Origin of the sequence: Mesorhizobium kowhaii (assembly GCF_042431665.1) — a bacterium.
Taxonomy (GTDB): domain Bacteria; phylum Pseudomonadota; class Alphaproteobacteria; order Rhizobiales; family Rhizobiaceae; genus Mesorhizobium; species Mesorhizobium kowhaii.
In genome coordinates, this window is record NZ_JBHLYT010000090.1 from 1 (window position 1) to 20,958 (window position 20,958).

At 58.2% G+C, this 20,958-nt stretch carries 16 protein-coding genes and 3 pseudogenes; 4 read left to right on the forward strand and 15 right to left on the reverse strand.

Annotated features, from left to right (window positions below; translation table 11 throughout):
* Nucleotides 1-68: 68 nt before the first annotated feature.
* A pseudogene (locus ACFFNA_RS34730) lies at nt 69-572 on the reverse strand (hypothetical protein); the annotation flags it as partial.
* Between the two features lie 268 nt (nt 573-840).
* On the opposite strand from ACFFNA_RS34730, the gene ACFFNA_RS34735 reads away from it, so the two are divergent.
* A complete protein-coding gene (locus ACFFNA_RS34735) occupies nt 841-1,083 on the forward strand; it encodes a DUF982 domain-containing protein (RefSeq protein ID WP_378924392.1) in 243 nt (80 codons plus the stop codon).
* 177 nt (nt 1,084-1,260) lie between these two features.
* Here ACFFNA_RS34735 and ACFFNA_RS34740 read toward each other — a convergent pair.
* The 8 genes and pseudogenes from ACFFNA_RS34740 to ACFFNA_RS34775 all read right to left on the reverse strand — a co-directional run.
* Nucleotides 1,261-1,661, reverse strand: a pseudogene (locus tag ACFFNA_RS34740) (MFS transporter); the annotation flags it as partial.
* An 18-nt stretch (nt 1,662-1,679) separates the two neighbouring features.
* Nucleotides 1,680-5,150, reverse strand: a complete 3,471-nt coding sequence (locus tag ACFFNA_RS34745; protein ID WP_378924393.1) for an AAA family ATPase — start codon at nt 5,148-5,150, stop codon at nt 1,680-1,682.
* Nucleotides 5,147-6,406 carry a metallophosphoesterase family protein gene (locus ACFFNA_RS34750; RefSeq protein ID WP_378924394.1) on the reverse strand — a complete coding sequence of 420 codons (1,260 nt, stop codon included), beginning with the start codon at nt 6,404-6,406 and terminating at the stop codon, nt 5,147-5,149. The genes ACFFNA_RS34745 and ACFFNA_RS34750 overlap by 4 nt, the downstream gene beginning before the upstream one ends.
* Before the next feature lie 246 nt (nt 6,407-6,652).
* Entirely contained in the window at nt 6,653-7,885 is a 1,233-nt protein-coding gene (locus ACFFNA_RS34755; protein ID WP_378924395.1) for an NAD(P)/FAD-dependent oxidoreductase, read from the reverse strand.
* A 72-nt stretch (nt 7,886-7,957) separates the two neighbouring features.
* A complete protein-coding gene (locus tag ACFFNA_RS34760; protein ID WP_378924396.1) occupies nt 7,958-8,965 on the reverse strand; it encodes a membrane dipeptidase in 1,008 nt (335 codons plus the stop codon).
* 79 nt (nt 8,966-9,044) lie between these two features.
* Nucleotides 9,045-10,229 carry a mandelate racemase/muconate lactonizing enzyme family protein gene (locus ACFFNA_RS34765; protein ID WP_378924397.1) on the reverse strand — a complete coding sequence of 395 codons (1,185 nt, stop codon included), beginning with the start codon at nt 10,227-10,229 and terminating at the stop codon, nt 9,045-9,047.
* An 80-nt stretch (nt 10,230-10,309) separates the two neighbouring features.
* Complete coding sequence (locus ACFFNA_RS34770) at nt 10,310-11,332, reverse strand: dipeptidase (protein WP_378924398.1); 1,023 nt, start codon at nt 11,330-11,332, stop codon at nt 10,310-10,312.
* Nucleotides 11,333-11,414: 82 nt separating this feature from the next.
* Entirely contained in the window at nt 11,415-12,980 is a 1,566-nt protein-coding gene (locus tag ACFFNA_RS34775; protein WP_378924399.1) for an ABC transporter substrate-binding protein, read from the reverse strand.
* A gap of 224 nt (nt 12,981-13,204) precedes the next feature.
* On the opposite strand from ACFFNA_RS34775, the gene ACFFNA_RS34780 reads away from it, so the two are divergent.
* Nucleotides 13,205-14,086, forward strand: a complete 882-nt coding sequence (locus ACFFNA_RS34780; protein ID WP_378924406.1) for a LysR family transcriptional regulator — start codon at nt 13,205-13,207, stop codon at nt 14,084-14,086.
* A 237-nt stretch (nt 14,087-14,323) separates the two neighbouring features.
* On the opposite strand, the gene pmtA is transcribed toward ACFFNA_RS34780, so the two are convergent.
* The 6 genes and pseudogenes from pmtA to ACFFNA_RS34810 form a co-directional block, all read right to left on the reverse strand.
* Nucleotides 14,324-14,920, reverse strand: a complete 597-nt coding sequence (gene pmtA / locus ACFFNA_RS34785; RefSeq protein WP_378924400.1) for a phospholipid N-methyltransferase PmtA — start codon at nt 14,918-14,920, stop codon at nt 14,324-14,326.
* Between the two features lie 71 nt (nt 14,921-14,991).
* Nucleotides 14,992-15,279: a hypothetical protein gene (locus ACFFNA_RS34790; protein ID WP_378924401.1), complete on the reverse strand. Its 288-nt coding sequence runs from the start codon at nt 15,277-15,279 to the stop codon at nt 14,992-14,994.
* A 143-nt stretch (nt 15,280-15,422) separates the two neighbouring features.
* Nucleotides 15,423-16,628: a plasmid replication protein RepC gene (gene repC / locus ACFFNA_RS34795; protein ID WP_378924402.1), complete on the reverse strand. Its 1,206-nt coding sequence runs from the start codon at nt 16,626-16,628 to the stop codon at nt 15,423-15,425.
* A 152-nt stretch (nt 16,629-16,780) separates the two neighbouring features.
* Nucleotides 16,781-17,782, reverse strand: a complete 1,002-nt coding sequence (gene repB / locus ACFFNA_RS34800) for a plasmid partitioning protein RepB (RefSeq protein WP_378924403.1) — start codon at nt 17,780-17,782, stop codon at nt 16,781-16,783.
* Between the two features lie 75 nt (nt 17,783-17,857).
* Nucleotides 17,858-19,063 (reverse strand): plasmid partitioning protein RepA, encoded by a 1,206-nt coding sequence (gene repA, locus ACFFNA_RS34805; RefSeq protein WP_378924404.1) that lies wholly within the window; start codon nt 19,061-19,063, stop codon nt 17,858-17,860.
* Between the two features lie 742 nt (nt 19,064-19,805).
* A pseudogene (locus tag ACFFNA_RS34810) lies at nt 19,806-20,015 on the reverse strand (integrase); the annotation flags it as partial.
* 444 nt (nt 20,016-20,459) lie between these two features.
* Here ACFFNA_RS34810 and ACFFNA_RS34815 point away from each other — a divergent pair.
* Nucleotides 20,460-20,693 carry an AbrB/MazE/SpoVT family DNA-binding domain-containing protein gene (locus ACFFNA_RS34815; RefSeq protein ID WP_378924407.1) on the forward strand — a complete coding sequence of 78 codons (234 nt, stop codon included), beginning with the start codon at nt 20,460-20,462 and terminating at the stop codon, nt 20,691-20,693.
* Nucleotides 20,690-20,923: a type II toxin-antitoxin system VapC family toxin gene (locus ACFFNA_RS34820; protein WP_378924405.1), complete on the forward strand. Its 234-nt coding sequence runs from the start codon at nt 20,690-20,692 to the stop codon at nt 20,921-20,923. The genes ACFFNA_RS34815 and ACFFNA_RS34820 overlap by 4 nt, the downstream gene beginning before the upstream one ends.
* The last annotated feature ends 35 nt before the right edge of the window (nt 20,924-20,958 follow it).

A 20,958-nucleotide genomic window follows, 5' to 3' on the forward strand; every position in this document is an offset into this window, starting at 1 on the left:
CGAGATCGCCACCGCTTGCGGGCGGCGTCAGGCTCGGCGTCGATGGAAAGGGATCAATGAAAAGCCGGTGAGACAGCTTGACTGTTTAGATAACTGCCATAGTCAGGACCGGTTACCGCCCGCAGTTCGAGGCGGCCGTTCTCGATCTCCAGCGTCTTCACCTGTTCGGCCCGGTGCGAGGTCAGGCCGTACTGGAGATTGATGCCGGCAAGCGGCGCGGGGAGCTGGCGCAGATAATTCGCGGGGGCGCCGACCAGGCTCGCGAGCTGGCCAAAACTCCAATGCGTGGGCACGACCGGGGCATTCGCATCGGGCAGGATCAGCGTGAGCCGTTCGGCATCGTCGCGGCTGGCTTCGACACGGATCGCCTCGCTTTCGACGATGCGCGTGCGGCTACGCTCGGACCGCCTCTTCACCGAATTGTGGAGATCGGTCAGGGACAGGTACCGTTCGTCGGAAGGCCTGTTGAACCATTCCGACGATACGCGACCGATGCGTTGGCCGCGGCTGACGTCGACCTTGTAGCCGACGCGCGCGTCGCGCGTAGGCGCTTGAATTTCCAATTGTGTCATGGTTGCTGCTCCGCGGCGGACGCCGGGAGCCTCTCTCCCGGACCTTCACCCGCCGCCGCAGGCCCGCCCGCCCTCTACCTCTGCCGGCATCCCCGCCCGCCGCCAGAAGCGCCGGCATTGCAGCAGAGTTTGCGCCACGTGGCTGGCGCACGAAGTGTGAAGGCCGGCCAGGTCTGCTGGCCCTATTCGGCCCTCGGCAATACATGTATGAAACGACCCGGCGTCATGGCTCAGACCGCACCAAGCTCGGTATTGAGGGTGTAATTGGATGTCGAGCAAGTTCGTCCGACCCGTGGTGGTGCAAGTTGGCCGACATGACCGTGAGCGCGTCATTTTCGATGTGAACGACGCGGCCACGATTCTGCTCCGGAGCTTCCAGGATCAGACGAAGAAGCGGAAACTGGCTATGGATGCATGCCTTCAGGTTCTGCGTGGCGAAGCCCACCCGCTGGTTGCCAGACGGGCTTTCGTTGTGGCGGCGTTAGAAGCGAAAATTCTGCGCAGTGATTGAGCTCCAAGACGATAATAGCCTCAATCACTTCCAAACTGGTGCAAAGGCAGTAACGCAGATGAATAACTCGAACGAACACTTACTCCTTAGCGGCGATGCATAGCCAACTATCGAGTGCTGCGGTCGTCGCGCAAGATTGATTCGTTGGATCATCCGCCGATGCTCAAGTTTGCGGCGGAGGTCTTTCCGGTTGGTAATCCGCCTGAAGTAACTGTTGCAGATGCCGGCAAGAAAAGCGCCCGCCCCGAAGCTAGCCATCAGGATGCCGTAGCCGATCGGTCCCCCGCCCAACTGATCGCGAGCGACCAGAGGCAGTAGCGCGAGTATCGAAATGCTCGTCAAGCCAAACAGGGTTCCGCGCGCGGTCGCCGCCTTGAATTCCGACGACATCGCCGTGAAGCGCACCCTGTCATGGATCGCCGTTGCCATCGACTCGCGCGGCAGAGGTGAAGAGCGAACATTCCACTTGCAGCGCCATATGGCGCAAAGTGGCGACAGATAGCTGAGGTGGTGAGAGCGAAGGCCGTCACCGGTCCAAAGGAGGCGACGAGAATGCCGCCGAGCGCCGGGCCTAACGGATCGACCAAAGTCCAGTCTCATTCAAGTTCGTGAATCGCTACCCTCGGCACAACAGCCTTGGCGATCTCACATAGGTGCTGGTGATGCGTGAGATAGATCACCTGACCGGCACTTGCCATTTCGCCAAACAACCTGAAGACCTCCTCGGAACGGACATGGTCGAAGGTTTCCATGATGTCGTCTGCGATGAAGGGCACGGAGGGCCGAAACTGCGCAAACTCGTAGTACCCCGCAAGCCTCAGGGCCAGATAGAGCTGAAAGCGCGCGCCCTTTGACAGCGCGTCGGCGACCTTGGATTGCCCATCGCGCTGCAACGCGATGAGCACTTCCCCACCCTTCACAGGTTGAGTTGTCAGGCCGGAATACTGGCCGCGCGTCATGAGCGCGAAAGCGTCGGATGCCCGCGCCATCATGCCGGAGCGATGACGTTCGCGGTAGGTACGCAGGGCATTTCCGGCGGACATGACACCCAGTTTCAGCTCGATGTAGCGGACGGCCTTTTCCTCGATTTCCAGAAGGACGGTGCGCCGTTCGGCATCTATTCGGGCAACAGCGCTGTCGCCGCCAATGGCGTCCAGCTTGTCGGTCGCGCGCGTCTGTCGAATGAGCTGCTGCTGTATCGCCTCGTCAGAAGCGCGAAGCCTTTGTTCGGCCTCAGCCTTCTCGATTGCAAAACTGTCGAGATCGACAGCATCCATTATCGAACGCGCCTGCTCGAACCCTTCCACCGCGAGCTCGGACGACACCTGCTCCTCAAGTTCGGCCACGGTTGTGCGCAGGCGATCCCTGTCACGCAGCAGTTCGTCGCGTTGCACGACTTCGGATAGCGTGGCCACGCCAAAGACGCTCAGGACCTCGTTTTTGCGGCGCTCATGTGCCGAAATCTCGGCATCGAGAATTTCACGCGCTTCCTGCAGGCGCTGTAGATCATTGACGAGATTTGCCTTCGCCTCGCGCGTGCGTTCAGCGCGCTCCAGGCGCTCGGCAAGCTGGATCGCTAGCTGCTCCGGTTCTTCGTTGTCCGCCACGTCGCCCGCTAGGGCTGCAACGGCGGTAACCTCGACCAAGAAATTGTCCCTGTCGGCCTCCATCTTCTCTATTCGGACCTGCATGGCGTCCCGGTCTTGAAGACTTTTTGACAGTTCAGCCAATTGATCGAGGACGCCGCCGACGCCGGGCGCCGAGATGCCGCTCTCGAGCCAGGTGCCCTTGAGCGCTTCGGCAACGCCGGCCAGCCATTCATCCTCGCGCCGCTCTGCCACGTCGACGGCTCGACGCCTGGCGGCCAAATCCTCTTGCCGTGCGCCAACTGTTTTGAGCGCCTCGGTGCGCTCAGCGTCCACCTTGAATTGTCTCTCAAGGAACAGCTCTGCCACGGCCATGACCGTCCCCAGGCTGTTGCCAGGATCTGAACCGACGCCGACGCTTGTTAGCGCCCCGCTCAGCTCCAGGCGTATTTGGTCTCTCTCATCAACCGCCCGCTCGGCTTTCTTGCGGGCAAGCTCGATCTCATCCCAGGCCGCGAGCGCTTCGATCCGGGCAGCAATGCGGTCCTCGATCAGTTCGATCAGCCGTTCGGGAGAAGTTTCCTGGCACTCTCTAAGCAGGTCACTTGCCGCTGCGCGAATTTCCGAGAGCACGGCCTCCCGATCTGAGCCGTTGCGTGCAAGTTGGTCTTGCGCATGTGTGATGGTGGCTGCGGTTTCAGCGAGGCTGCGGCTTGCCGTGCGAATCTCAACGAGCTCCCGCGCGTTGGCCAGACGGCCTGCTCCAACACTGTCATCTCGAGCCAGTGCTGCCGCGAACTCGTCCGCCGTTTCGCCAGTAAGGTCATCGCGATGCCGCGCCCAGGCCTCGTCCCGGGCGCGCCGAGCGGCGGCGGCCGCTTCGTCGTCGTTTACATCGACCGAGGCACGAAGGGCATCCAGCTGTGCTGACAGCAAATCGTGATTGCCCTGGTGCTCGACAAGACGTTCGGAAAGGACGGCCCTGCTTTTTCTCAGCTCCGCTACCAGCGCCTTCCATGCGCCAAGCCGCGCAGCATTGGGAATGGCGACCCTGGCCAGTGCCTGAGCGTCGCCCGACCAGGGGTGCAAGCGCGCGATCGCGGCCTCCCATAGAATTGCACCGGCATCGGCGGCTTCGCGTGCCGCCTTGATCTCCTTCATGTACCCGCTGGCCTTTGCCGTAGACCAAGCCGAAACCAGCCTTGCCCTGGCAGGTTCGGGCACGGCCCGTTCTTCGCCGACCCGCTCGCGTGCCGCCTGAAGGGCATCAGCAGCTGCCGCAGCCTCGTCGCGCGCGACGCGCACGCTGGTAACGATCCCGGATCGCTGCTCGACCATGGTGCGAACAGCACCAATGGTTGCAGCAGGCAAAAGCAATATGGCAGGGTCTGGCTCGGAGGTCCTTCCAAGGGCGGCAAGGCAACTCGCCACGGCATTGTCGAGGATTTGCAGCTCCGTCCTGCGACTTGGTAAGTCCAGGCCGGCTGAGACGTGGCGCACCTTGCGGTCAGCTAGGCCGCGAACCCGTTCGGAAATCGCAAGAATGACCGCGTCCACATCGACCGATGCGACTTTCGTCGTCACCCGCTTAAGCTCGTCCACGCTCGCGGACAGCCGCGTTCTCAGACTGGCGTCGGCCTCGATCATGTCGGCGACACTGCCGGTCCAGGTCCGTGACGGTGAAGCGATCTCGGGCAACTCGGCCAGTTGGGCTTCCTTACGTCGGATATCAGCAAGGATCGGGATCGCGCGAAGATACTTTGCGATCGTATCGAGCCGAGCCGACAGCATCGACCGTTCGGCGATGGAGCGGTCGTATTTTTCCGTCGCGTCCAGACGCTCTGTCTCGAGAGTTTCGAACGTCGACGCCAAAGTGTCGATCGCCTCCTTCCCGGACTTCAGTTCCGCAAGTCGCTTTTTGAGCAGCGCAAGCTCGGTTCCATGTGCCTGCTTGCGATAGAGCCTGTCCGCTTCGGCCTCCAGCACGCTCAATGTATCGCTTGCGTGCCCGAGGCCGGCGCTGGCCGTGAACAGCAGCTTGCCCAGGTCGCCGCGCGACTCCAGGATCGATTTTCCACCTGCTTCCAACGTTTCGTCGTCCAACGAGAACATGGTCTCGTATGCGTCGCGAGACAGCCCGGCGAGATGCGCTGATATCGCCATCTCGCTGACCGGTTGGCCAGTCGCGTTCAGCAATGAGTTGGTGCGCTGCTTCGTGCGTGTGAACGTGTGCTCAGCGCCGCCGAGTTCGAGCACACCGCCGATGCGCATCGCGCCGTATTCGTGCAGGAAATTGTAGCGGCTGCGTTCCTCGATGCCGAACAGCAGATCGAGATAGCCGGAAAGCGCGGTCGACTTGCCGGCTTCGTTCAGGCCGAACACGATATGCAGGTCGGGACCGGATTCCGGTTTTGGCCCGAAGTCGATCGCCCTGTCGGTGAACTTGCCATAGCGAACGAGATCAAGTCGCCGGAGCCTCATTCTGACCCACCGGCCTTGAGGCGGGCGGTGACCAGGTCGGCACCGTTGGCAAGCACCCTGTCGAGGAACAACTCCAGCTCAGCCTCGTCTTTGCCGGCGAAATCACGCCCGTCAGGCGGAAGATCCGCGATCATCTTCTGGACCAACGCCCTCGCCTCAGCGCGGAAAGCTTCCGAGCTGGCATCGGCGCGCATGGATTGAGCGAGTTCGAAAATCGGATCAGCGACGCCCTCGGATGCTTCGGCTGCGTATGGAGAAACGTTAAGTTGAAGCTTCTCCACCCAGGTGTCCCCCATCTGTTCCGCGACCTGCTCAGCTTCTGCGAGCAGTAGGTCGCGGTCACGGATCAGCGCCCAGGATATAGGTGACGCCCCGGTCAGGCCGAGACGGACCACAACATGACGGGACCTGACGAAGGCGCGCACATCTTCAAGCGCAGAGCGGATTCGCCCGACAACTTCGGACCATTCCACCGTTTCGGTCAGGTCGACGTTCACCCGCTCGAATTGCGCGATACTGGTCAGCCTTTCCTCGATCTCTATGGTGCGGTCGTCCCGTATCGTCACCAGGGTGACGGATTTCTCTCCGGCCTCGTTGATGTCCCTGCCCTGTGGAATTCCTGGCATCACCACGGTGCTCGCCCCGGGGTGGACTTGGCGGATATGGATGTGCCCAAGGGCCCAGTAGTCGAAGCCATGGCTGTGCAGGTCAGCGACGCTGCAGGGAGCGTAGACGTCGTGGCCGGGCGATCCGGCCAGGCTCGTATGCATGATGCCGACATTGACCGCGCCTTCACGGCCAGCAGGGTACTTTGGCAGCAGACTTTCCGGTGCCTTGGGGCTGGCAAAGCTCAAGCCATGGAACATGACGTCGAGCCCGCCTGCTGTCTGCAGCACTGACTGGGGACGGCCGCCGAAAATCGTGACCGTGTCAGGGAACACGAGCTGCTTCGATATCCGCGACATGGCGTCATGATTGCCACGGATCTTGAAAACCCTGATGCCGGCTTGGTGAAGTCGTGTCATCTGTGACGCCAGAAACCGCGCCGTTTTCATCGACGTCTGGTCGCCATCATAGAGATCGCCGGCAATGACCAGGGCATCGACACGTTCCGCAAGGCAGAGATCCACGATCGAGACAAATGCCTGACGGCTTGCGTCTCCGACAAGTTCGGCAAGGTCGGGGTTGCGCATTGCGAGGGTACGCAACGGCGAGTCAAGATGAATATCGGCCGTATGTATGAATCGAAATGCCATTCGGCAGTCCCCAGCCACCTAACATATGGGCGCCTATGCCGGCGTCTTTTTCGCCCGGCGTCTTATCACGTTGGAAGGTTCATTTGTCAAAACTCAGCCGGCGGTGGGCATCTGCGTCTTAAGCTATGGCAAATGGAGTGCACCGTTTGGGACTGCGCGCCCTCAACGCGTAAAATTGCGGGGCCCTCGGCGATAACGCAGTCATAAATGGGCCTCATCGTGTACCCTGCTCAAAGTTTGATTCAGTCATAACGTAAATCGGCGAGAGCTAAACGGCGTAAGATCTCGGTCGATAGCGCCCTTGGTGATCAGATCGGAAATTGACCGACCGACGGCTGGTGCAATGCCGAAGCCGTGACGACCGAAGCCTGCAGCGACGAATAGACCCCTGGGCTCGGCCACAGCCTCGATGATTGGGAGACCGTCGGGAGTGTAATCCATATAGCCAGCCCAGGATCGCTGGTATTGAATTGAGCCAATTACGGGATGTTCCGCCTGGAAGGCTGCAGCAGCACGCTTCAAACCTGTCACATCAGGGGCCGGATCGAGTGTCCGGTGAGTCGTAAAATCATTGAATTCGCCCATGAGACTGCGGACCATCGGTTTGCCTAACTCGAGCTTGATTTTATTCTGTTTGAGCTGGTGAAGCCTAAGGAGCTTGAGGCGGCTGTGGAGCATTAGATCGTGCACCGGCGCGGCGACGGCGGCGAGCGTAAGGCGCCCGTCTGCCTCTTGGAGATAAGCGTATTCGTCGCAGGAAACGGCAAGCTTCGTCTCATACGGCACGACTGGATACCGGCCGACAGAGCCCCGGACCCAGAAACTCGGATGTGCAATGCCAAACGGCTTCAACAAGAGGCTGGTCCAACATCCCGCTGCAACGACGATGTTCTGACAGCCCAAACGGCCGCGCTCGGTGTCAATCCCACAGACAACCTCTCCCCATACATCGATGGAGCGTGCGGCAGTGTTCTCCCAGATCACGGCACCGTGGCGCGCGGCTGCTCGCGCAAAGGCTGTGGTTGCCAGCTCCTGGTCCGCACTTCCGTCAGCGGGCGTATACAGTGCGCCAAGCCGGCCTTGAGGCTGAGCGTAAGGGAGCAGGCCGACTACTTCGTTTGGCTCAAGAAGCTGCGTTGTCAGCCCAAATTGTTTTGCAACTGCCAGGAAAGCCTCGGAACGCCGGCGCCCCCGCTCGTTGGAAAAAAGCGAGACCTGCCCCTCCTCTTTCCAGCCAACAGTATCCCCCAGCTCATTTTCGAGGCCACGCCAAATTTCAACGGAATCGAGCATCAGGGGCATTTCGAGCGGATCGCGTCTTTGTGTGCCGATGATGCCCAAGCCACGGCGTGACTGCTCAGCGCTGATGCGACCCTTCTCGACGAGCACGACCGTGTAACCGGCTTTTGCCAGATAATAGGCGGCACTCGCGCCTACGATACCGCCCCCGATAACGACCGTGTCGAACCGACGGTTCATACGCTTTCCCAGAAGCAGTTTCGCAGGGTTGTGGATCCACCGCTTGCCACGGGTGGGAATCGGCGCCTGAGCTCAACTGCCCCAGATTGTCTCGTAGACCCTGAGGAGATTGCCGCCGTAGATGCCTACAATTTCCTGTTCGCTGAACTGCCGCCGAAGAAGGCATTCAGTCAGGGCTTGCATCGTCCGAGGTGTTTCAATACCGGCCGGAAAGAAGTGAGGTGGAGGCGGATACGCACTAGGTGTCCAAACGTTGTCCGCAACGTACTTGTTGTATTGCTTCAATGCAGCGGCATCATCCGCATATGGGTATTGGTCGGCATAGTAGTCGATTCCCAGCGTGACATGCTCCGGGCCTACGAGGCTGCTGATATGGGCGATGTGATCAATAAACCGATCGATCGAGGGGCGCTTATCGTCAGACACGAAGCCAGGGAAGCCAACGACTCCAATCGTGCCATTTTGAGCAGCGATTGCCTTAATGAGCTCGTCTGAGAGATTGCGAGCGGACGGGTGGACGGCTTGGGCGTTGGCGTGGGACACGATGACCGGAGCCGAGGAGTGTTCGATGGCATCCATCGTCGTGCGAACTCCCGTATGCGCGCAATCGACAATCGTACGAACCCGGTTCATGCGCTCGAGCGCTTGCAGCCCAAATCGGCTCAGACCCGCATCCGAACGCTCTTCACAGCCGTCTCCGAGCCGGTTTCTGACATTGTAGGCGAGCTGCATAATGCCAACCCCTAGCACCTTGAAGGTGTCGATGAGGTCCAGGTTGTCCTCGATTGGTGCGGGCCCCTGAAAATGCATAATAATGCCCATCTTGCCTAGGGCCTTGGCACTGCGAATATCGGCGGCCGTACGGACAAGGAGCAGATCGTCACGTTCACGCAACAACCTGTGCCACATTGCAACCTTACGCAGCGTGACCTCAGTCCCGTCCCAGAAACCAACTGTCGGTGCGATCGCAGTCAAGCCGCCTGCCCGATACTCGGCTATCATTTCCGGATGGTCCAACAGCGGACAGACCGCGTCGATAATGATCGCATTTCGGTGCAGAGATTCAGCGGTCGTATTCATGGGTGCTCCTAGCTTGTTCCATGTTGGAAGGACCTCGCCAGGGATGCGGCGCGAGCCCGCCTCGTCCAAAACGTCGGCGTTAGTGCAGTGGCAAACGCCTATACCGTCCCGGCTGGTTCGGATCGAAGAAGTGGTTAACCGGTCCGTTGTCGTGGAAATGTTTTGACCATCGAGTCATTGCCGCAGGATCGAGTTCAACGCCAAGGCCATGTCCTTCCGGCACAGGCACCATGTTATTGGTCTGCCGGAAGGGACCGTCGCGAACGATGTCGCCCACCTGCCAGCGAAAGAGCGACTGGGAGGCCTCCGTGATCCAAGGCGTGGCAGCCACGACATGCAGGTACGCGGCTGTCATGATACCTAAGTCATTAGAGTAGCACCAAAAGCCCTTGCCCATGGCTTCGCAGGCGGCGATGAACTTCAGTGTCTTTGAAAGACCTCCGAGAGCCGCGAAGTTGCAGACAAAATAGTCGGGCGCGCCAAGCGCCACGGCGCGCCGCAAATCCGGGACGTGGGTCGAGAACGGGATGCGAGAATGCTGCCGCAACGCAGCCATCTCCTCGAATGTCGCGACCGGATCTTCGTAGTTGCGAATGTTGTAAGGCTCAATCTCGCGCAGCACCCAGCGTGCGGTGGTCAGGGACCACTGCATGTTCGAGTCAAGCTTGATCTGTGCGCCCTCGCCCAAAGCTTCCCGCAGCATTCGCACTGTGCGGATCTCGAGCTGAGGATCGCCTAATATCAGCTTACCCTCGAAAATGGTCGAGCCGTGCTCTTCGCGCATTCTAAGACAATGCTCTACGACTGCTTCGGGCGTCATTTCCCCACCCGCCCCGTCCTGTTCGGGACGAAAGGCAAAATACTCCGAGAATGGAATGTTCTTACGGACCGCGCCGCCCAGCAGTCGATAGAGCGGCATGCCAAATACCTTGCCGCGAATGTCCCAAAGCGCGAGTTCCACCGCACCAAAGGCAATCGAGGCGGCGTTTTCACCTGTGTTAACAGTGATCTGCCAGGGAGGCACGCAGCGCGCTTCGCAGTCCGCGAGGTCGAGGGGGTCGGCACCGATAAGCGCTGGAGCAATATCGGATTTGATGACCTCGCCAAAATGCCACCAAGGTGCTTCGCCCAAGCCTACAAGGCCGGAATCAGTCTCAACTTCAATGATCGATTTAGACGCGCCGCCATAGAGACCCGCTGTCCACCATAGTGGCGCCGACAAAGGCACGTTAACGTGCGTGACCTTAACGTTGGTAATCTTCATAAAGTTTCCGAGCATAGCCTTTGCCCGAGATGACACCCCGGGCATCGATGAGTTGCTGCACAGGATCGGAATTGCAGAGGCTAAATCCAGACAGCCGCAGCTACCCTCGCGAAGTTCTGCCCCATGATCTTTTTTACCTCCGTCTCACTGTACTGCCGCAGCAATAGGCCCTCGGCGATCTCCGGGAGCTGCTCCGGCAGGATAAATCGCCATGACGAATAGTCCCATTGGTCGGCTTCTGATGCTGGCCAAACATTAGGAAACTCCTTGACCAGGTTGGGCATCTCGTCAGGATCAAGAACAGCGTCCAAGCCTAAGCCGACATGGTCGACTCCAACCAAGTTCGCCACGTAATCGATGTGGTTGATGATGGTTTCCGGCGTACAGTCTTCATCTGGGGCTATGTACTTGCTGACGCCATTGATGCCGACCACGCCCCCAGTTCGGGCACAGGCCTTGATCTGGTCGTCGCGTACGTTTCGCTCGTGGTCCCAGAGTGCTCGCGGATTGGAATGTGTGAAGATGACAGGCGTCTTGGAAATCTCCATGATCTCCATCGAAGATCGATAGCCGGTGTGGGTAACGTCGACCATCATGCCCACACGATTCATCTCGGCGATAGCTTCGCGACCAAGTGGCGTCAGAGAGATATCTTCATCTGTGCATCCACCAGCGAACGCGTTGTTCTTGTTATAGGCCAAGTTCATCTGCCGTACGCCGAGACGATGATAGGCCCCAATCATTTCGATGTTCTGGTCGAGGGCATTGGCGCCTTCCAGATCGAGCGCAACTGCCAGCTTGCCTTCTCGTTTGGCACGTTCAACGTCGGCAAACCGCTCGACGATCACGTAGTCATCGCTATGAAGCTCAAGCCACCTGCGGTAGTGAGCCGCACAGCGAAGAGATTCCTGCCAGGACAGGGCGTCCCATCCGACGTTGAGGCCGATGAACGTTGCTCCGCCGTCGCGCCAACGGGAGAGAAAACTCAGATCTAAAGTTGGACGACAAGCGACGCCGGCGTGCGTGTCCCAAACGATCGAGTCAGCAAGCAGCTTTCGTGCCGCTTGAGCGGTTTCCCGTCCGCTGCTCAAAGTATTATCCACGATTTCACTCCGCATCTGGGTGCGCTCGACCTGCCGCGCCCGAAAAGTTTCGAGCGCGTTGACCGGCGTCGTATCGCTTTGATCAGGCCTCGAACCAGCAACGCCCGAAGTTTTTAGCCTCGCCGTGGAAGTGATTTCCTACGAAACCCTGGACGTTTTTCGCCAAGCCGTTGATGGAGGTGGAAAACATCAAGGTTATATGGCCTGCGTCTTCCTGCACCATTTTGGCAGCATCGTGATAAAGGGACTTACGCTTTTCGGTGTCTAGTTCCGACCTGGCTTGTGCAAGGAGCTTGTCAAACTCCGGCCGGTACCAGTTCCCGTCGTTCCACGGTGAGACGCTTGAGAATGGCTGGGTGAACGCCTGATCTTCCGTGGCCAAGCTACCGAAATAGGAGGCACAGAAGGGCTTCTTCATCCACACGTCGCTCCAATAACCGTCAGCCGGCACGCGGTTAGGATTGATGGTAATGCCCGCTTTGGCCGCCGATTGCTGGAAGATTTCTGCTGCGTTGACCGCTCCTGGGAACACGGACTCGGACACGTAGAGATCGATCGCTCCGCTGTGACCTGATTTCTTGTAGTAGGAGCTGGCTTTGTCGGGATCGTACGAGTGCTGAGGAAGTTCGGAATAAAGCGGATAGATCGAATTGATCGGATTGTCGTTGCCGATGGTGCCGTATCCCGCCTGCGTGGTTTTTAAGATCAAATTCCGATCAACCGCATATTTGAGCGCTAGCCGCAAGTCGGGATTATCGAAGGGCGCCTTGTTCGTCTGCATCACGAAATAGTTGAACGTGGTGGTATCCGCTACGTCGACCTTGACCGACGGTGAGCTCTTCAGGCGACCGACAATGTTCGGTGTGAGTTCCGAGGCAAAGTGTGTTGAGCCGGCTAGGAGTGAGGACACCCGGGCCATATCATCGTTGATCACCAGAATCTCAAGCTCGTCGAACAGTGGCTGCTCTGGCCTGAAATACTTCGGATTCCGCTTGAAATTATAGCGGACGCCAGGTTGCGCCGAGTCAAGTATAAACGGTCCCGTTCCAATTCCCTTGGCGGGATCCTCTCCTTCGGGTTGAGCAATCAGCGCAGCATTGGTCATCAGGTACGCAAAGTTGACGTCGGCAGCAGACAGGGTCACCGTCAATTGGTGAGGGTCGTTCACCTTGATATCCGTGATCGCCTTCATCAGGGCGGCGGCGCCCGATTTCGTATCGGGGCCGCGGTGACGGTTCAGCGAGTAGACCATGTCCTTGGCGGAGAATTCCTTGCCGTTGTGAAAGGTGACGTCCTTTCTCAGGATAAATGTCCAGGTCTTTCCGCCGTCGCTCGGCTCCCAGCTCTCAGCCAGCTCGCTGGCCAATTTTCCATCGGTAGTCCGCTCGAGCAGACGGTTGCCAAGCTGATAAGAGACAAACAGCGGGACCTGGGAGGGCATGTTGGTGGGATCAACCGTGTCGGTCGTCGATCCACCCTTGACCCCGGCGATAAATTTGCCGCCGCGCCGAGGTGTTTGGGCGAATGCTGTTGCCGGCAAAACAATGCGGCCCACAGCTCCGGCTATACCCAGACCTACAGATCCACGGAGCAAAGCTCGTCGATCAAGCTTGAGCAACGGCTTCTTGCTCGACTCTTCAAAATCCATCGTAAGCTCCCATTGGCTTTTGGCGGCCGTCAACGGCGGTTCCCTTGTGGGTTTCTCGTCCGGGCGATCGTTGCTTCAACGTCGCAACTCTAGCTTCCGAATTACCGGCATCCCAATACAACTTGGGCACTGATTGTTATTGATTTTGCTATGAATGGGGAGTTAGAAGCGGCATTGGGCACCGCGTTGTATGGAACACCTGGATGACATCTCCGTCCCTTGAAATGAGGGAGCTTCGTGCCTTTGTGGCTGTTGCAGAGGAGCTAAGCTTTGTGGGTGCTGCGAAGCGGCTTAACGTTGCCCAGCCGGCCTTAAGCAGGACAATCAGCATGCTGGAAGCCAAGCTTGGCGTGCAGCTTCTAGACCGGACGACACGATCAACACATGTCACCCTCGCCGGCAAAGTCTTTCTCGCGGAAGCGCAATATACGCTGGCTCAAATGAAAAGGGCGATTCAGCTGACACAGGAGGCAGAGATCGGCCTCACTGGTGAATTGCGAGTTGGCTACATGGATTTTGCGATCCACGGCCCGATGGTACCCCTCCTGGCCGAATTCAAGCGAACTCATCCGCTTGTGAAAGTCAGCTTAAAACGTCATCGATCTGACGCACAATCGACCGATCTTAACGCCAATCGTATCGATATTGGCTTTGCCGTGAGGCACCGCTTTCAGGGCAACGTAGAAGTAAGGCCGTTCACGCAAGAGCCGTTGGTCGCCGTGCTCAGCCGACACCACCGGCTCGCGGGACAAGAACGCGTTTCATTGAGTGATCTTGCTGAAGAGCCGTTCATTATGGGCGATCGTGAGGGCTGGGAACTTTACCTTCCGACGGTAGAGGCCTTCTGCGCAACTGCCGGATTCGTGCCGAGGATTGCCCTTGAGGCCCAGGATGGAGCTACCATCTTCAGCTTGGTGGCGGCAGGCCTTGGCGTTACGGTCTATCCATCATGCGTCCGCAACGCGGAGCTACCAGGCTTGTTGATTAAAGAATTCGTTGAGGCTTCGCCAATTGTGGAAACATTCGTTTTGACCAGACAGGCAGGCTACTCGTTGGTAACCGGCAAGATGGTGGCCTACCTCCAGCATCTGCTTTCAGTGAGGTAGGCAGGCAGCACGCTACCGCCGAGGCCGTGCAAAGACGAAACCGAGGATGCGCTCCCAGCCCTCGCCTGCAGTCCCTAGAGCTACGCCGCACTCAGAGTTCTGCAGCTCGAATGCCCTTTCGGACTGTTAGGCGAAGCGATCATCCTACCATTTTACCAGCCCAGTCGGACTCTTTCGCTCTCGCTCTGCTTCAGGCACGATTTCGCGGGGCGCGCCGCGCGCTGGCTGCGTTCAGACTCAGACCGCTCGTCGGTAAGTCCAGAGCTGCGCGGGCGGGATATTGCGGACGACGAAATCGTAGTGTGACACGAGGTAGCGGTCCGGCATCTTGATCACTGGCGACAATGGTCCGTAGGTGATTTGCATCACTGGCCTGCCAGCAGGGATGCGGGTCAGCAAATCCTCGAGCAAGGCGATGCGCCGCTCCATCGGGAAGCTCAACATCGGCACCGCGCTTATGACACAGTCGAACTGTTCGGCGTTTCGCTCCGCCAGGACTTCATCCAGCGAAAACACGTCGCCCAATCGAACATCGACGTCTGGAAAGCGCCGCGTCAGGCGGTGACAGAAATCCTTGGAGTACTCAACCGAGATCAGCTGCTGTGGCTTCACGCCCTTGTCCAAGATAGCCTTGGTGATTACGCCGGTCCCCGCCCCAAGCTCAAGAACGGGCAGCCCGGACGCTGGCCTGATCACGCTAGCCATGCGGCGCGCCGCATGAACGGAAGTCGGCATAAGCGCGCCCACTCCTTTTTTGTCCTTTTGCCAGCACCGGAAGAATTGCACTTCTTCCTCAAACTTCCGGCCGAGGCGCTCCTTCAAGCGAAAGACCATGTCTACTCCCTGCTACGGCTATTCATCGGCGTCGCTTTGACGGAAGGACGTTTGGACAAGTTTTTCGACATTTACAAGCGCTGACGGCGTTGAAACGGCGTCGGAGTTTGCGTCGGCCGGAACGAAGACCGGTCGTTCGACTCCATCGGGACCGCCAGCACGGTTCGCGTCTGCATGGCGACCAGGGGCAGCAGCCAAGCGCCCCTTTCGCGAACCAGTTGCTCGGCACGCTCGCTCTTGTGGAAGCCGACATTGTCGAGAATGACGACATCGCCGGCCGGCAGTTCGCGGGCGAGTTGGGTCTCGACATAGTGTTCGAAGATGGCGCCGATCATCGTATGATTGGGAACAGGATTCACGGAAAACTGCCCTGCCCTTGTTCCTTGTCGATCAGACTGCGCAAAAAGCCGCCCACGCGCTTGCCGGCCGGCGAAACCGACGGTCGACAAGGCCGTTTTCGCACTTGAGCTGGGCGCCCGACAAGCTGCGGGATTGCCGATCGTCATCCCGTCATCCTCGCCGGCGCCCCGTTCGCCTTGAGCGCCGCCATCAGCATCGGCCCGACAGAGAACTGCCCTGCCGTCGCCTTTTCGGTAAGTACCCGCAAATAGCCGCCGGCCGAGTTGATGTGCTGCGCCCTTTGCAGAATACAGGCAATCACGATCGCCGCGATCTCCTGGCCCATCACATGGCAAGCCTCCTCATACGCTGACGGCGAAACGCCCAGATATCCCCTCACCTGGGCGGCGGTAATCATGAGATCGCGCCAATTGCCGATCCCGTCGACGGCATAATCCGCAATTTCGGGGCAGGCCTTCAGCACCATCCCCAGCGGGTATGTTTTCGGCGCCTCTGCGGTTCTCGTCCTGGGCTCGGCCGTCGCCCCGCTTTGTTCGAAAGCAGGTTCAAATTCAAAAATAGAGTCGGTATTTGAATCAGATTGCTGCCGCTCGTTTTGAGAGTCATTGCCGCTCGGATTCGTGGATTTCATATGGATTTCCAGCAGCTTATCCACATCATCACGCAAGGCGGCCAGGTCGGCAACGATAGGCTCGAGCTCGGCAATGCAAGCTCGGCGCGGAACTGCCTCCACAACGCGGCGGAAACGCTTCCACAGGCCTCCCCAGTCGCCTGGGACATCTTCGTCAAGGGCCGCCTCTATCAGCTTGTGGATGTCACGGCGGTGCAAGGTGATCCGCTCGCGCATTAGCCTGAGCGCCCGGTTGTCGGCACGAACACGCTCGGCCGCCGCCTCGAACTCGTAAGCACGGGCCAGCAGCGGCGCCAGGGAGAAGCCGAATGCTTCCTCGATCTCCCCTCCCCTGCCCTTGCGGGCGTAACGCTTGCCGTTCGGGCTATCCCGACGGATGATCAGCCCGCAGTCAACAAGAGCCGCCAGGTGCCGCCTGACTGTGGGCTCGGGCATTCCGTGCGCCCTGAGCGCCAGCTGTGCGTTCGAGGGAAAAACGATGAGGTCGTTTTCCTCACTCAATTCGCTGTCAGGATAGAATGACAGCAACGCATTCAGCACGGCCAAAGCGCGATCGCCGATGCCGACGATGCTCTTACCCTCGCACAGGTTGCGGTAAATCTGCCACTTGTCGACGACCCTGCCCTTGGGGATTTCACGTGAATCATTTTGCGCTGCCAGCATGGCAAGCGACATCGGCCGCCGCCCAAAGGGCGTCGTTGCAATACCCGTCTCCATTTTCTTTCACCCTCTATCAGGCAAAAGAAATCCGTCCGCCGAGTCGACGCTTAAAACGCTTGACACTGATTCGCGGAAATGAGATTCTCGGCTTGCTAAAGATCGAGAAGGGCTTCCACGGTTCGCCGTCGGGGGCCTTTTTCTTTTGCGGTTTAGTCTCCTTTGGTTTCCTTTTCCTGCTTCCTGTAGGCCTCATAAAGACCGTCCAGTTGGCCTGCTATGAACTCCGCAAAATGGAGACCGTAAGCTGCTTCGACTATTATCGAAGCTTTCTTTTGTGTCCCTCTAATCGCAACGTTCAGTGATTTGTCGGCAGGAGCCCAGGCTTTGGGTGCGAGGGCAACCTTTGGCTTCTTGGGCGTCTTGGATGATTTCAGATGACTAAGGAGTAGGTTGAAGACTTCGTCCTTCACTTGACCTGCTGCAAACTCCTCGGTTCGAACGTACTCGATCGCTTTGGTAGCATTGGTTGGAACCTGGACTAGTTTTTTGAGTTCTTCCCAACGATCCCTGCCAACACCCTTTGCGGCCCCAACGACACTCAGCACCGCTTCGGGAACCGTTTCAGCGACCGACAGCATACGAGACAGCAGCGTGTCATCGACCGTAAGAGCTGATTTGACAGTGTCCTTCGTCATACCGCTCTCAATCAACTTCCGAGCGAACAACGACTTTTCGATAAACGATAGGTCGGCTCGAGCAGTATTTTCTTGGCCCTGTGCGATGACATGCTCAATGTCAGCCAAGCGCTTCACGACCGCTCGGACATTAATGCCGAGATCGCGCGCGACCTTTGCCCGTCGATGGCCAAATACAATCATGTAGCGGCCTATGTCATGGGGGTGCGGTCGCACAAGGATTGGTGTCGACTGGCCAGATGTACGAATGGCGTGTCTGAGCTGCAGGTATTCTGCGTCGTCCTCCCCTATACGATCAGCAATGAACGAACCATCGAGATCCTTGGGGTCAATCGCCACCACGGTTTCGCCATCCAGCATCCGCACTGAATTCTCGGCCAGTTCGTCCAGCGACTGCATCATCGAGCGCGACGCGCCACGCTTGGCGTAGTCGGACCTAGCCTGCGACGCAGAATGCACGGGCTGTTCCCGCGTAAGTGACGCGGTTACGCTTGCCAGAAGATCCTTTCTAGCCATTCTGTCCTCTCAGAACTGCTCTCATCTTTTTGAAATTGCTTCCAAAACTTTCGTTCTGCACGGCTGTCAAAATGGTCACTTCCGCCCCCATGCCTTATGAATAAGCGACGTAATCTCGGAATTGACCGCGTTCAGACTTTCAACCGCCCGCTCATATGTTGATCGCGTGAATTGGCTTTTCTCGACCTCGTAAAGTGTCTGTTTCGTGATGCCTGCGTCTGAGATGGCCGTAGTCTTCACCATATGGTTCTGGAGCATGCGCTTGTTGAAAAGTGCTTGAAGGAACCCAACCATCTGGGCCTGGGGACCATCAGTCGGCTCATATCGAGTCACGAGATAACGGAACCACTTCAGCTTCACTGCTGCCCCGGCCCCCTTGATGGACTGGAGGATCCCACCGAGCATGAGCAAGAACTGAGACATCGACATCACATCGAGCATCTGCGGGTGCACGGTAATAATCACCGACGTCGAAGCTGTGAGAGATGTGAGCGTTAGGTAACCGAGCTGCGGTGGGCAATCTATGACAATCACATCATAGCGATCGTCAACTTCCTTGAGCGCCGCAGAAATGCGAGTGAAGAACAAGCGCCCTTCTGGTAAATTCTTGTTAGAAGCGGCTAGTGGAGTGTCGTACTCATATTCCTGTAGTTCAAGATTGGCAGGCACGATGTCCAAACCCGGGAAATTGGTCGGCCGAATAATCTCCTTAATTGATTTCTTGTGCTCGTCGTATCGAAGCGCTTCATAAAGCGAGGGATTCTTGTCGAGTTCAGGCTGAATGCCATGCAGAGCTGACAGGGAGGCCTGCGGATCAAGATCAATTGCGAGAACGCGGTGCCCTGTTAGAGCGAGGTATTGAGCTAGATGGGCAGCTGTTGTTGTCTTGCCGGAGCCACCCTTGAAATTGACGACGGAGATGACTTGCAGCGTGTCGCCTTGACGGCGGTGAGGAACATAGCGCTTGAAGTCCGAACGACCGTGCTTGTCGAGGTATTGACGCAATTCGAGCATCTGCCGAGCGGTGTATGAACGACGACCCGAACTGGAAACCTCAGGTGCGGGGCCCTTTCCTTCGAGATGCAGCTTTTTGATATGGTTCTGGGTGACGCCGAGAAAGTCCGCGACCTCGACCGACGAAAATTGCCGTAGTCCCTTCATCGCATTTGGGGGATACTGTTCAAGCCGCAGCATGTTCAACTTGTCCGAGATAAGCTCTCCCTGTTCGAGAATCTCCTCGTCAAAATCGAACTCCAAGCCGTGATCGGGCATCAAATTCATCTCGGCAATTTCCAGAATAACGCTTTTCTGACATGATTGTCACTTCAAGCGTGATTAATGCCCGATTCGGGCAATCCAGCAAGAAGTTTTTAGTTAACAGAAGGTTAATGGGCGTCCTCGCCTCGAAAGCATGATCTAAAATTGCGTCTGTGAGCTGTGGGAGCCGTTGTCGCGAACCATAAAGGCAGCGCAAGATCGACATGACATTCGAACTTCTACGCCATTGAAATGATGGCACAATTGTCCGATTTGCACGGCTGTCAAGTTTAGAGGCAGGGGCACGCTCCGGTTCCTGGCTGGCGTTAGGCCTCTGCAAGGTAGGAACGGTGCTGGGCCGATCTGAGGGCCGAACTTCAGCGGGAAGCGAACTTGGCCTGGTCGCCACCCTCTTCAACTGCCGAACTGGCCGACCTAACTTCGGGGGCGAAGGCCCATGTTGAAGTCCAGCATCGATCGAAGCGCTATGCGTTCTGCTTTACAGAGCGGCCGGAGGGCCACCAAGTTCGAAATCGCGCAGGCCGGCCAAGAGATCACCGCCGTCCGCCATCAGCCCCGTGATCCGAAAGCATCGCCTACTTCATGCATCCGTTCCAGAAGCGGTCTGCGACGAGGGAGAAAGAGGCATCCTTCGCATTATTCCGATTGCGTCCGCTCGCCGCCGTTACAACGACGGCCGCGTCCGTCGATCAATGTCTTATGCCATATGCTGCATGCTGGCATCGGAGCGCAGGGGCTAACCGGCCCCCTTGTCCGGGAAGAAACCGATCGAGCCGCGGCCATCTTCGGTTAATCGCGAACAACATCGAGGCCGACGATTTCAGAGCGTAGTAAGGCCGCCGGCGAACCCCAAAAGCAGCATAGGTGGGTCGCGCCGGCCACGCAGCCTGCCACGGTCGACTGTCTCCGGTATGGCGATTAGATCGTCGCGTAGGACGGCCTCCTTATCTTCCGGCGCTATGAGGCGAATGAGCGTCGCCGAGGGTAGAAGCATTATCCGGGCGCCTTGGAGAGGTGCACTCGGAACGGTCGCGACGGCATTCGCATTTTGAGGTCATCTCGGCACTCGTGGGAACAAGCTGCTTCTACACGTAACGCTGTTTGACCTCAGCGGCGGAGGGTCGGTCAATGGGCTGCAACTCTTTCTTCTCGATCACCGTCCGAGTCCGCTCTGCGAGCGGGCAGCCAGAGTGGTGCGGTTGAACAGGCGGGCAACCTCCTGGCCGTTCAGCCCCTCGCGGCGCCGACTTTCCTTTCCCGGTCGATCATCGGACCGGGCAATGCAAGCGATTTTGAGCGGGAGCGTTTCGTAGCCGGATCGGCAGTGTCGCAGCCAAGATTGCAAATCGACATGTGTGGCAATACCTCTAGTCAATATGGTATTACGATGGGTGCAAGCATGACCACGACAGTCACAGCCAAGGGACAAGTGACGATCCCAAAATCGGTCCGCGACCTTCTTGGCATCGTTCCAGGCAGCCAAGTAGATTTCGTGCGCGCCGCCGATGGAAGCGTGGTACTCGCGCGCGCCGACAAGAAACGGCCAGCGAGCCGGTTCGCCAAATTACGTGGCCATGCCGACAAGCGGCTCAATACGGACGCATTCATGGCGCTGACGCGTGGCGAAGCGTGACGCTCGTCGACACCAACATTCTGCTCGACCTTGTCACAGATGATCCAAAATGGGCCGACTGGTCGCTTGCCAAGCTGGAGGCCGCGAGCATCGCTGGCCGGGTGCTGATCAACGATGTTGTCTACGCAGAGCTTGCGGTTCGCTACAACCGCATCGAGGATCTAGCACTACTTTGGCAGGTTTTTAGCGGCGGGCGAGTTTTTGGAATTCCCAAGAGAGAGTTTGCGTGATTCATAGGAGGTCGGCTTGTGGAGGGCCGATCAAT